The organism is Halobacillus sp. A5, assembly GCF_024189315.1.
Taxonomy (GTDB): domain Bacteria; phylum Bacillota; class Bacilli; order Bacillales; family Halobacillaceae; genus Halobacillus_A.
Window position 1 is genome coordinate 477,199 of the sequence record NZ_JAIZEO010000002.1, and the last position, 11,838, is coordinate 489,036.

An 11,838-nucleotide genomic window follows, 5' to 3' on the forward strand; every position below is an offset into this window, starting at 1 on the left:
TGGTATCCAGCAAGAAGGAGTGGGCTTGTATGATTAAAAAATATGTCCTTGTCTTTATTGGTCTATTGTTTATGGTATCTGTCGCCACTCCTGCATTAGCAGATCAGATGTGGAAGAACGAAAATGAAGGGTCAACGACCTTTGGCAAATGGTCGATGAATATAAAAGACTGGCTGACTGAACAAGATATAACGATGGAAGAATTTGAAACGAACTTGAAAAACTTATTTAATCCGGAGCAGCTGCCGGTTGAAGAAGAGGGTCAGCCAGAGCAAAGAGAGTTACAAGAAAAGCTGAATGAACGAGCTGCAATAAAAGATGAGGAAGGGGCAGAAGAGCCTGAAAGTTCCCTTCAATCTGAAGACCCTTCTGATTTTGAAGAAGAGGTCGTAACGCTTGTTAATGAGGAACGAGCAAAAGAAGAATTGGAACCACTTGAAATGTATGACCGTTTAAGTGATTTAGCGAGGTTAAAATCTCAGGATATGGCAGACCAGGATTACTTCGATCATACATCTCCTACTTATGGTTCTCCTTTTGAAATGATGGACCAGTATGAGTTTTCTTATTGGTCTGCAGGGGAGAACATTGCTGCCGGGCAGAGAAGTCCAGAACAGGTAGTTGAAGGATGGATGAACAGCCCGGGGCACCGTGAGAATATCATGAAAGAAGATTTCACCCATATCGGAGTAGGCTATGTGGAGGAAAGCGGAGATCGGTACGGGACGTATTGGACTCAAATGTTTATGACGCCCCGCTAAAGAAAGACAGGCAGAAGCCTGCAGGGTTGTCGGGAAAGTTCTCGACAGCCTTATTTTTTGAACTTTTCTCAACGATTCATACTTTCACATCCGCCGTTTAACAGGTTCAGCACATTATCGTAAAAGGGATTTAGGAAACGTAGAGACTACTGTGGGAGATGCGGACTTAGTGAGACCACGGCAGGCCTTAGGTGCTTACGGTTCGCCAGCTTGTTTCCTAAGCCCCTTTTCACTCCGGCCTCCAGCGTACTCCCATAGTTGAAAAGCAGACTCAATTCTTTTAACTAACAGAGCAAACAATATTTTCTCTACAGGATGACAGGCAGATGATGCCTGTCTTTATTTATGAATTTCTTTGTTTAGGAACGGATCGAACATAACCTTCTACGGTTGGACGATCGATCTGTTTCTCGGACTGATGCCAGGCAATAAATAAATAGAGCAGAGTTATGAGCATAACTGTTAATCCCGCAATCATAAATCCAAGAGTCGGAGCTCCGTCGTAGTAGAGGAAAGCTGCCTGGTGGTAAATGAAGAAGAGAGCGCTTGTGATAGAAAAATACGCCATCTTATCTGAATATTCTCGAGGTTTATGAAATGCACACTTCACAAGAAGCGGTGCCCAATAAATGAGGGAACTGACCGGCAAAATAATAAGATGTAAGACAAATCCAACAGGAGAAGGCACCAGATGTAGAAGCTCGTAGCTAAGTAAGCCGCCCAGGATAAAGATGGTCAGGCTTAATAGCAAATGACGGCTGAAATAAAGGAGCCAGCGAAAGGAATGCAGGAACCAGAGGCGGCGGGTATTTGCGAAAATAATGGCTGATGGTGCAAGGATAAAGATAATGAGAGAGCGGGTTAAATTTTCGATGAAAAATCCATTGGTGAAAAAGAAGGCAAGGATACCTGCGGCGGCTGCAGCAATAATCACAGGAGGGGAACGAAGAAAGGAACGGCTCACAATAATCATCTCCTCAAGCTTTGTTAATAAGTTTCCCGATTTAGAGCGAGTTAAACCGTGCCTGTCCAATTGTTTATTTTAAATAAAGCAGAGAACATAAATAAGTAAATAGACCTAAACCTAATGACTTATAAAAATGGAGGCAGTCCGACATTTATTATTGAGCTATTAACCGATTATGAAAGGGAATCTGCCATTTCTTCAGGACAGCAATTAGAGGGTCCGAATGATGAGTGATGTATAGATAAATAAGAAGAAAAGGATGGAAAATAGGTAATTTATAACATAATTTCAAAAGTAATGTTATAATTTTAAAAAAGTAGTAAATAAGGAGGAAGGTACATATGAAGTGGGGTATACTCAGTGCGGCAAATATAGCTAGGAAAGCGATCATTCCGGCTCTTTTGAGAACAGAGGGAGCGGAAGTCTATGCCGCAGCCAGCCAAAGTGGAAAGGAAAGAGAACTCGCAGAACAGTTTGAGATACCTGTAACGTATAACAATTATGAGGAGCTGTTAAACGATCCTGAAGTGGAAGCCGTTTATATTCCTTTGCCGAATCATCTGCATAAACATTGGACCATTAAAGCAGCAGAAGCTGGGAAGCATGTTCTATGTGAAAAGCCTGCAGCATTAACTAGATCGGACATTCTGGATATGATCGAAGCGTGTGATAGGCATGGCGTTCATTTTTTAGAAGCGTTTATGTACCAGTTCCACCCTCAGCATCAGAAAGTGAAAAGTTTAATTAAGAATGGAGCGATCGGTGAAATCAGCCTCGTTAGATCAAGCTTTTCGTTTTATTTCGATCGTGAAAGCTACAACATTCGACTTGATGCAGATAAGGGCGGGGGAGCACTATGGGATGTCGGCTGTTACGGGGTGTACTCTGCTCTCCACCTTCTAAATAAGGAAGTCAAAAGTGTAAAGGCTGCAGCTAAAATCGATCCAATGGCTAAGGTAGATACTACATCCTCTGCAACTCTGCTGTTAGAGAATGGTGTTGTCGTCCAGGTGGATTGCAGCTTTGACTCAGCATCAAGAAACACCTATGAAGTTATAGGTTCGAAAGGCGTCATTACGGTACATAATTCTTACCGGCCAGACAAAAAAGACCATCAAGGAAAAATTACTCTGGAAAATAATGAAGGAAGACAGGAATTTGTGGAAAGCGGCGATCAGTATAGTCTTCAGGTACAAGCCTTTATGAATGCGGTCAATAATGGTGAGTCTTTAGAAACTTACCGAAAAGAGACCATTCGTTATATTGATGTGATGGAATCTATTCAACGCGAGATTTTAACTTAACCAAGCTGGATATGGGATGAGGGGCGGGGTGGTTATTTGAAATACAATATGTATCAGCAGATGATCGAGGATATGATGGAAGCATTAGAAATGGAAGCAATTTTAATCCAAAAGGCGGCTGATCAATATATATGCAGCTTTGTCAGCCGGCTCGCAGCGGAAAAATTTCATAAGGTTCTTTCAATAAATACTCTTCTCGAGGACAGCGAGGAGTTTAAAGTAATTATTCAATCGGTTCAGAGAGTGGATGATATAAAACAAAATAATCAGCGTTTTTTTCATCCTCTTTTAAATGAAAATTATTTAATTCATTCGATTATTGGACTTGATCAGGACGCAGTCAGCTATTTAATCGTGTTTCAGGCATCGGAATTCTCCAGTTCTCCAAACGATAAGAAAAAGGAATTGAAAGATATAGAAGAAAGGTATTTGGAACGGGCAAAGGTTTCAAAAGATGCTGTATTTTTACATGACCGTAATGATCGAATTGTATTTGTAAATAAAGCTGCTGTAAGGCTGCTTAAAGCAGAACGGGAAGACGATCTTCTGGGCAAAGATATTGTCAGTCTTTTTCACAGTGAGCCGGCAGAGCATATTCGCGCCAGATTGAGGGGGCTGTTTGCTGGAACATTTGTGTCGGGTCCGCTGGAAAGGTGCTTTAAAGGTTATGATGGCTCGCTGCTGTTTGTCCAGATGCATGGCGGAGTTATGAACTTCCAGGGGGATTATGCCATCCAGACGATCTGTAAGGACGTGACGAATCAAAGGACGAAAGACCAGCAATTAAAAGAAATGATCTATATCGACCCGCTCACAGAAGTATACAACAGGAGATATTTCTTAAAACAGCTGGTAAATTCAATACACAGCGAAGGTTCACTGCCACATTTCGCAGTGTTTTATATGGATATGGACAGTTTAAAAGAGATTAATGATACGTATGGTCATCATATTGGGGACCAAGTGCTTATTATATTCTCGAATCGAGTAAGAAACGTGCTGCGTGAAGAGGATTTATTCGCTCGAATCGGAGGGGATGAATTTGCTGTCCTGCTTCCACATGTTGATACAGAAAAATCGGCAGTTGAAATAGCTGAGCGAATTGTTACACATATTAGTCAGACGGCATCAGTAGATGGCATCACACTGCAGCTTAGTGTTTCTATCGGGATTTCTCTTTATCCCCTGCACGGTTACACAGAAAGCGAGCTTCTGAACCATGCAGATGAAGCATTATATAAAGTGAAGAGTAAAGATAAAAACGGGGTGCGGATCTTTTCCCGGGAAGGCCAGCCAAATGAAAGGTGAACTCAATGCTAAAATGTCCTGGAGCTTCCGCAGAAAAATAATAACGGAGCTCGACAAATAAAGTAGTTGAAAATTTTATAAAGAAGAGTAAAATGAATGTATCCGCTATAAGGGGTGTATCCATAAGGAGGAATTAAAATGGCCTGGTTACATGGAATCCAAGCTGCTCGATTTCTATTTATTGGGTTTTTCTCGTTAACAGCGTTAAGCCTTATTACCTTTCAATCTATAGGAATGTTTCAAGCATTTATCGATTTCTTTGAATTTTTTCGACGTAAATAATGGAAAGGGTGAGCTTGGTCTGAATCAAGCTCACTTTTTTTATGGGCTGGGAAATTATAAAAATCCAACGCACGTCACGAGCAGTGCGCCCTTCGGAAGGGCCAGCCAACTTCCTTCAGACGTTCTGCTTACCCGTTTTGTGTCTGCCAGGACGCTTGCACCTCTGTTTTCCAGCTGCAAAGGTTATCATTTTCGTGGATTAATAACGAAAAAAAACCAGCAGCTTTATTAGCTGCCGGCCAGGAAAAAAGGGGGGGGAATTTATTGAACAGCTTCCTCGGCATTAACGAGACCATTTCCATAATCAAAGGAATCGCCAAGCGGGGTAGCGGTTTCGTTTAAGATTGTGCGAACTTCGTCATTACTTAAGCTTGAATCATCAGCAAGGACGAGAGCTGCAACGCCAGCTACATGCGGGCTGGCCATTGATGTTCCATCAAACTCTTCATAAGAATTCTCCGGTACGGAGCTAAGTACGTCTACTCCTGGTGCCATCACTTCTAATTCATCGCCGCGGCTTGAGAAAGAGGCTACGTTATTATCACCATCAACAGCGCCTACAGCCATAGCGGAATCATACTTAGCGGGGTAACCAATAGTATTGAATGGACCAAATGACCCTTCATTCCCTGCAGCCGCAACGACTAATAAACCATTGTCATCTGCATTATCTACTGCTTCTTCAAGGGCGGAAGAACCAATGGATCCACCAAGACTCATGTTAATAACATCCATATCATTATCAATAGCCCATTCGATTCCTGCAGCAATATCACTGTATGAACCGCTTCCTTCACCATCTAGCACTTTAACAGCGTATAGATCAGTTTCCGGAGCTACGCCAAGAACACCCAGGTCGTTATCAACACCGGCTACTGTTCCGGCGACGTGTGTACCATGGCCATTTTGATCATCGAACGGATCGGGTTCATCACTTACAAAACTCTCTCCGCCAGCCACATCAAGGTCTTCGTGACCAGCTTCAATACCGGAATCCAGAACAGCAACTTTTACACCAGATCCACTATTTCCATCTTCCTGAACGTCATCAGCGTTAACTTGTGGAACGCCTTCTGGTGTCGTTTGAGAAAAAGCTTTAGCTTCCTGGTCCTTCTCAACGAAATCGATGTTAGGGTTTTTGGAAAGGGCATCCACAGCCTGTTCAGGCAATTTCGCTTTCACGACATTCATATGTTTATACTGATGCTCCACCTCACCGCCTAAACTGTTAACTGCGTTAGATTGAGCATCATTCTTAAAACCAATTAAGTAATCTTCAACTGGAGATTCTTTAGAATCGGCACTTACGGCGCTTCCAAGTGTCGCGGTTAAAGCAAGTGCGAGCAATATCATGAAGCCTATCCATTTCAACTGCTTTTTCATTAAATGTCCTCCTTGTGTTGATTACATAAAGCCCGGGCAAAATTTATGTAATATCTAAATTGTTACAATATTATGATAACACGGTTACAATGGAATTGTTATTGGGAAAGGGGAGGGGATTTTAAGGGTTTAAAGGGCCGGGTTTCGACAGAACTTGTTCAAGTAGGATGAAATATGGGGCGAAATATGCATATTTTAGTTGTAATGTCTGTAAATCAGCTGAAATTTTAAACTTATAATTAATAAATGAATATATTGCAGCAAAGTATGGTGACTGCTAAATAGAGAAAAACCCGATCAAATTCGAATGAATTGTTCGGGTCTATTCTGGATTAAAATCGTGTTTTCTCTCAGGCTCGTCGTTTGATTAGTGAGTATACCATTCGTATAACTTCTTAGGCCGGCCGATTTTTTGATGACGCACGACCTGCCTCACCATGCCATCCTCTAATAAATGCATGAGATAGCGATACACCGTAGGATAGGCCAACCCTACACTGGACGAAATTTCATCTACCGATTTCGGGGTATGGTGGTCTTTTAAATAAGCAGCGATGGAATCAAGTGTTCCTTTGCTGATGCCTTTAGCTGTATAAACGTCTTCTTCAATTTTTAAACGATTTCTCATATTAACGATTTGTATATGAAGATGAATGCGGGAAATGAGGTCAAGAGCTTTAATTGGTTTTAGAGCAAAGTCCGTGGCCCCTTCCTTAATAAACTCTTCAGCTGTTTCATGCCGGTCATCTTCAGTTAATACGAGGATAGGAATTTGTTGATTTTCATACCTTACCTGTTTAACCAGCTCTAATCCGTCCATGATTGGCATATGGTAATCAATGATTAAGATATCATAATGATTTTTATTAAATAAGTATAGTCCATCCCGCCCGTCCACAGCAGTATCAGCATTTAGTCCATCTCTTTCACATAAGTTTTTCATCATATCACGCAATGTTTCGTCGTCATCGACAATTAATAACCTCACTGAAAATCGCCCTCCTTTTCATGTTGTTTACCGCGTCGCCGTGTTAATACTACTAATATTATAATTTAACGCCAAGGTTGGCAATGGTTTATGCTCGAAATTTTAAAACATTACTAGGTCGTTTCTAGAAGCGATGAAAAACCCCGTGACGGACACCGTCACAGGGTAAGATCTAGCTGATCGAAAATCCTATTTTTCCGAAGTTTTTTGTATCACGCAAGTAATTAAACGCTTTCTTGTAATCGGACAGATCAAACATCCTGTCGACCTCTGGTTTAATGTCATGCTGTTCAATAAATTGAAGCATGGCTTTAAATTCTTCACCACTTCCCATTGTCGACCCGAGAAGATTATACTGACCGTAGAAAAACTGACGGATGTCGATGGTGACTTCGTCTTCCGTGGTCGCTCCAAAAGTAACGATTGTTCCGCCTTTTCGGATGACTTTCAAGGATTTAGAAAAAGTAGCCTGACCTATGCTTTCCACTAGTACATCCACGTTTTCTTCTTTTAACTCTTCGTTCCAGTCAGATTGCGTTAAAATTCCAACATCGGCGCCCAGTTCTTTTGCTTTCTGCAATTTATCTTCACTGCGGGAGGTGACGATCACCCGTGCTCCAGCGGCTTTAGCGAACTTTAAGGCGAAGGTGAGCACACCGCTTCCGATTCCCGGGAGCATCACCGTGTCTCCCTGTTTGATTTTTGCCCTCGTAAATAATACGCGGTAGGCCGTAAGAGAAGCAAGCGGCAGGACACCGGCCTCTTCCCAGCTTAAATGGGAAGGTTTTGGTTCAACATGGTCTCCATCTATAGTGATATATTCTGTGAAAGTGCCATGGTCAGGGAGGCCTAGAATTTCGAATCCGGCCGGCGGGGCATCACTGTTATGCTTCCATCCTAAACCAGGATTTAAAATAACTTCATCACCCTCATTTAAATGTTTGACTTCAGCTCCTACTTCATCGATGACTCCTGCACCGTCTGAGCCAAGAATAAGAGGCGGCTGATCCGTTTTATGACGGTTCGTAACGGCGACGTCTCTTCGATTCAAACCGGCAGTCTTGAGTTTGACCCTGACCGTATGAGGTTCTATCTGAGGAGTTTCCATATCGGAGTAAGATAATCCTTCAAGTCCTTCTATGTTTGAGTGGTTAACAGCTTTCATTAAGGTGAATCCTCCTTCATTAATGTGGATAAATGCTTTGCGAAAATCGACAGTTTGTCCATGTCGGACACGTCCTCTTCAAAAAGAGGAACTTTAATCAGCCGCTGTTTCTTAAATACCCTGTCAATTTCATCTAAATAGTTTTTTTCCTGGATCCTGCGTTTTTCTAAAAATACACCATCCGCGTGCTCAGGAAGTACTTTATTAACAATCAATGTCCTAATGTGGAGGTGGTGCTGGTCAAGCTGCTTGATGGCCTGTTGTGTCTCCAGAATAGGGAGACGCTCAGGAATTAAAACAAAAATAAAGCCTGTTTGTTTACAGTCTAATATAATATCTCTTACAGCGGCAAACTTTTCCTTCCTTTTTTGAAGCACATCATAGATTGGATCATCAACAGGATCACCATCATTCAAAAGCTCAGTATAATTGTCCGTGATTTTCTTTCTTCGTTCAAGCATTCCGTCTATCCATACACTCATCAGTTCGGGGAGGGTGAGCAGCCTGATCGTATGACCGGTTGGAGCGGTATCAAATACAATTTTATCAAATTCATCTGCTTCTTCTAAAATAATAGAGATCAGACGATCAAATAGGGCAGCTTCATCAGCTCCGGGAGAAGCGCTGGCCATATCTATCTGCCGGTGGACTTCTTCAACCATCCGGGATTTCACGAGCCCCTGTAAATTATCTTTTACTCCTTGAATGTAACGCTTAGACTCGCGGGCAGGATCCACTTCAATCCCCCACAAATTCTCTTCAAGCAGGGTTTTCTCGTGCTTTATCTTTTTATGAAAAATGTCTCCTAAATTGTGAGCGGGATCAGTGGAGACAACAAGTGTTTTATAGCCTGATCTGGCCGAAGCGAGTGCTAAGGCAGCAGAAGAGGTGGACTTTCCTACACCGCCCTTGCCTCCCACAAATAAAATTTTATCAGCCTGGATATCGGTCATTTTTGACAGTCCTCTCTTAGCAGCATCTTATACCATCTAACGGTGACTTCTCCATCCCCATCCGTAAGTGCCAGTCGTGAAATCTCTCAATAATGAATGGGTAGAGTTCCAGCGTATAATAAAAAGCCGGATTAGGAATTCCGAGCATATCAGAGTAGACGAGCAGAAGAAAAAGATCGTCCTCGTCTCTTAATTCCCTTGCAATCTCATTTTTGTGGGGGAGACTGAGGACTTCATCATAGAATTGGAATAGACGTTTTAATGAGAATTTACGGTCAGCCATTTAGGTTCACCTCTTATAAAAGGTTAGTGTGAGAGGGTAAGCATTTCTTCAACAAGTGTATCACAGCCTGCAGAACTCTCAGAATATTTACCGTTTACGAAAATCGCATTGTACTTTATCTGGCGTGTTACGTTATTAAAAGCGTGGAGGAACGTAATATGTCCTTTTCTCCATTGTTTAATAAAGTAGGCCCCGATGATAAGTACGTTTCTTGGGTCGAGGTAAGTGATTTGAATTTGGTCCCCAAACTTAGTGCTGAGGTATTGATAAAGCTCGCCCAGCTGTATGCGGTCCTTTTCGTGATGTTTGAATTCATCTCTCATTTCTATAAACCCTTCACCGCAGACACCCCCGCAGCAGCCCATTCCAATTTCTTTCTCAGCTCTGAGTATCATTATTTCGACCATAATAAGTCTCCTTTCTTATGGTGGGACCGGGTAAACAGAGAAAGCCGCACATGCAATGCGCGACTCTCTTTGTCAACAATAATGTTCATATTCTCTGATGGAGGGGCCCCCCTCTTTTTAAGCTTGAATAATTAGTTAAGCACTTTTAGAAATACGGTCTTTATTACTGTTCATTAAGGCAGAAGCTGCCGTGAACATAATCCACAGGGCGAAGACGAAAATAATCGCTCCGAATATGAAGAGCAGCCAGTCACTCTGCCCGGCCCAAGGCGCCCATTGGGTCATGACCTGCAGGAACATTGCATACAGAGTCATGAACATTAGGAAGGCCATTGGAATAACAGCCGGCCAATAATTACGGCCCTGACGCTTCAGCCAAATGGCGATCAGCAGTAAACTGATCCCTGCCAGAAGCTGATTTGATGTCCCAAACAACGGCCACAACAGATATCCGCCTGAACCAAACCCATTTGGTCCTTGAGGAATAAGTGTTAAAGCCGCACTTGACAAAACTGCAGTAGTAGTAGCAACGTGAGTTTTTGTTAATGGTGTTACATTGTATTCTGTACCAAGCTCGGCGATAATATAACGCATGAGACGTACAGAGGAATCAAGTGTTGTGGCAGCAAAGCTTACAACAATGACAGATACAATGGTTGAGGCTACAGATGCAGGAATTCCTAAACCAGATGCCAGCGCTGCTGCACCTTGAATAAATACACCAAGCCCTTCCCCGTTTGCGGCTGTAAACCCACTGTAGGTGGCCGAGAATTCAGCTGTACTTGGGAAGAAAGTGATTACAGCAATAATCGCAATTAGTGCCAAAGCACCTTCTCCTACTGCACCTAAATAACCGACAAACCGGGCATCGGTTTCTTTATCGAGCTGCTTTGAGGAAGTTCCGGATGAAACTAACCCGTGGAATCCTGAAATCGCTCCACATGCAATCGTAATGAATAGCAGCGGGAACCATGAAGTATCAGCTGAACTATTGTTTACCGGAGCTGTAATCTCAGGATTTGTGAATAGAAGCCCTAAATAAAGTAAACCGAGCCCTACGATTAACTGGTGTGAATTAATATAGTCACGGGGCTGCAGCAGCTTCCAAACGGGCAGTGTAGAAGCGATATACACATAAACCATCAATATAATGATCCATACAAAGAACGCCATGGCGGTTGCATCTAATCCAAGGATCGGTGCTGCATTATCGCCTCCGAAATAGCTCACCAAATCAATCTGCAGTGCCGGCACATAGCTTGCGATAATCGCTGCAGCATACATGACCGCAAGTGCAACAAGTGAAGGAAGCAGCATGCTCTTCTTACGTTTGTACACAATATAACCAATCCAGATCGCAAGCGGGATTTGGATAAATACGGAAATAACACTTGCCGGGAATGAAATAAATAAGTTTGCAATAACCCAGGCAAATACGGCGTTTACCATGAGGACAAGCAGTAGGATAATAAATAGGAATAATACCTTTGCTCGTTGACCAATGAGCTTGTTGGCTAAGGTGCCAACAGATTGTCCCTTGTTACGCACGGAAAGCACAAGTGTCCCAAAATCATGTACACCAGCTGCAAAAACCGTACCCAGTAATACCCACAGCAGTGCAGGCAGCCATCCCCAGTAAACAGCGATCGCAGGACCTACAATAGGAGCCGCCCCGGCCACTGAGGTAAAATGGTGTCCCCATAAGACAAATTTGTTGGTAGGGACGAAGTCTACACCATCCTTATATTGGTGGGCAGGAGTTGTGTAGTTCGGATCTAATCGATAAATCTTTTCTGCAATAAATTTAGAGTAATACTTATAGCCTAGTATAAAAATAATACCTCCAGCTACAGCCAGCCAGATTGCACTCATCTTAACCCCTCCTTAAGTGAATAGAGATGTAAGCTTCTTCTTGTATACGCTTACATATGGTTCATTATACTATGTTATTTAAAATACTTTCAATGAATTTTACAGATTTATCAAAATATTAGATACATTTCAGTGATAATTTAGTGGAATTGGATGTAATAGGAA

General features: G+C 42.4%; 12 protein-coding genes. 4 read left to right on the forward strand and 8 right to left on the reverse strand.

Annotated features, from left to right (window positions below; genetic code table 11):
• Positions 1-29 precede the first annotated feature (29 nt).
• Positions 30-761, forward strand: a complete 732-nt coding sequence (locus LF822_RS10530; RefSeq protein ID WP_253923984.1) for a CAP domain-containing protein — start codon at positions 30-32, stop codon at positions 759-761.
• Positions 762-1,104: 343 nt separating this feature from the next.
• Here LF822_RS10530 and LF822_RS10535 read toward each other — a convergent pair whose 3' ends face one another.
• Positions 1,105-1,725, reverse strand: a complete 621-nt coding sequence (locus LF822_RS10535; RefSeq protein WP_253923985.1) for a hypothetical protein — start codon at positions 1,723-1,725, stop codon at positions 1,105-1,107.
• A 344-nt stretch (positions 1,726-2,069) separates the two neighbouring features.
• On the opposite strand from LF822_RS10535, the gene LF822_RS10540 reads away from it, so the two are divergent.
• The 3 genes from LF822_RS10540 (at position 2,070) to LF822_RS10550 (ending at position 4,622) form a co-directional block, all read left to right on the forward strand.
• Positions 2,070-3,032 carry a Gfo/Idh/MocA family protein gene (locus tag LF822_RS10540; protein ID WP_253923986.1) on the forward strand — a complete coding sequence of 321 codons (963 nt, stop codon included), beginning with the start codon at positions 2,070-2,072 and terminating at the stop codon, positions 3,030-3,032.
• A 36-nt stretch (positions 3,033-3,068) separates the two neighbouring features.
• Positions 3,069-4,340, forward strand: a complete 1,272-nt coding sequence (locus LF822_RS10545) for a sensor domain-containing diguanylate cyclase (RefSeq protein ID WP_253923987.1) — start codon at positions 3,069-3,071, stop codon at positions 4,338-4,340.
• 138 nt (positions 4,341-4,478) lie between these two features.
• Positions 4,479-4,622, forward strand: coding sequence for a hypothetical protein (locus tag LF822_RS10550; RefSeq protein ID WP_253923988.1), 144 nt, complete (start codon positions 4,479-4,481; stop codon positions 4,620-4,622).
• Positions 4,623-4,883: 261 nt separating this feature from the next.
• On the opposite strand, the gene LF822_RS10555 is transcribed toward LF822_RS10550, so the two are convergent.
• From LF822_RS10555 to LF822_RS10585, 7 genes are all read right to left on the reverse strand, one after another.
• Positions 4,884-6,005, reverse strand: coding sequence for a S8 family peptidase (locus tag LF822_RS10555; protein ID WP_253923989.1), 1,122 nt, complete (start codon positions 6,003-6,005; stop codon positions 4,884-4,886).
• Between the two features lie 367 nt (positions 6,006-6,372).
• Positions 6,373-6,993 carry a response regulator gene (locus tag LF822_RS23075; RefSeq protein WP_253923990.1) on the reverse strand — a complete coding sequence of 207 codons (621 nt, stop codon included), beginning with the start codon at positions 6,991-6,993 and terminating at the stop codon, positions 6,373-6,375.
• Between the two features lie 172 nt (positions 6,994-7,165).
• Positions 7,166-8,158, reverse strand: a complete 993-nt coding sequence (locus LF822_RS10565) for a zinc-binding dehydrogenase (RefSeq protein WP_253923991.1) — start codon at positions 8,156-8,158, stop codon at positions 7,166-7,168.
• Positions 8,158-9,111 carry an ArsA family ATPase gene (locus LF822_RS10570; protein WP_253923992.1) on the reverse strand — a complete coding sequence of 318 codons (954 nt, stop codon included), beginning with the start codon at positions 9,109-9,111 and terminating at the stop codon, positions 8,158-8,160. The genes LF822_RS10565 and LF822_RS10570 overlap by 1 nt, the downstream gene beginning before the upstream one ends.
• 16 nt (positions 9,112-9,127) lie before the next feature.
• Positions 9,128-9,394: a cory-CC-star protein gene (locus LF822_RS10575; RefSeq protein ID WP_253923993.1), complete on the reverse strand. Its 267-nt coding sequence runs from the start codon at positions 9,392-9,394 to the stop codon at positions 9,128-9,130.
• A 23-nt stretch (positions 9,395-9,417) separates the two neighbouring features.
• Positions 9,418-9,801, reverse strand: coding sequence for a hypothetical protein (locus tag LF822_RS10580; RefSeq protein ID WP_253923994.1), 384 nt, complete (start codon positions 9,799-9,801; stop codon positions 9,418-9,420).
• Positions 9,802-9,936: 135 nt separating this feature from the next.
• A complete protein-coding gene (locus tag LF822_RS10585; protein ID WP_253923995.1) occupies positions 9,937-11,673 on the reverse strand; it encodes a carbon starvation CstA family protein in 1,737 nt (578 codons plus the stop codon).
• Positions 11,674-11,838 lie beyond the last annotated feature (165 nt).

Bases quoted from the DNA above. Each gene is read 5' to 3' on its own strand.
- LF822_RS10530 (WP_253923984.1), top strand. From the start codon at position 30: ATGATTAAAAAATATGTCCTTGTCTTTATTGGTCTATTGTTTATGGTA.
- LF822_RS10540 (WP_253923986.1), top strand. From the start codon at position 2,070: ATGAAGTGGGGTATACTCAGTGCGGCAAATATAGCTAGGAAAGCGATC.
- LF822_RS10550 (WP_253923988.1), top strand. From the start codon at position 4,479: ATGGCCTGGTTACATGGAATCCAAGCTGCTCGATTTCTATTTATTGGG.
- LF822_RS10555 (WP_253923989.1), bottom strand. From the start codon at position 6,005: ATGAAAAAGCAGTTGAAATGGATAGGCTTCATGATATTGCTCGCACTT.
- LF822_RS10565 (WP_253923991.1), bottom strand. From the start codon at position 8,158: ATGAAAGCTGTTAACCACTCAAACATAGAAGGACTTGAAGGATTATCT.
- LF822_RS10570 (WP_253923992.1), bottom strand. From the start codon at position 9,111: ATGACCGATATCCAGGCTGATAAAATTTTATTTGTGGGAGGCAAGGGC.
- LF822_RS10575 (WP_253923993.1), bottom strand. From the start codon at position 9,394: ATGGCTGACCGTAAATTCTCATTAAAACGTCTATTCCAATTCTATGAT.
- LF822_RS10580 (WP_253923994.1), bottom strand. From the start codon at position 9,801: ATGGTCGAAATAATGATACTCAGAGCTGAGAAAGAAATTGGAATGGGC.
- LF822_RS10585 (WP_253923995.1), bottom strand. From the start codon at position 11,673: ATGAGTGCAATCTGGCTGGCTGTAGCTGGAGGTATTATTTTTATACTA.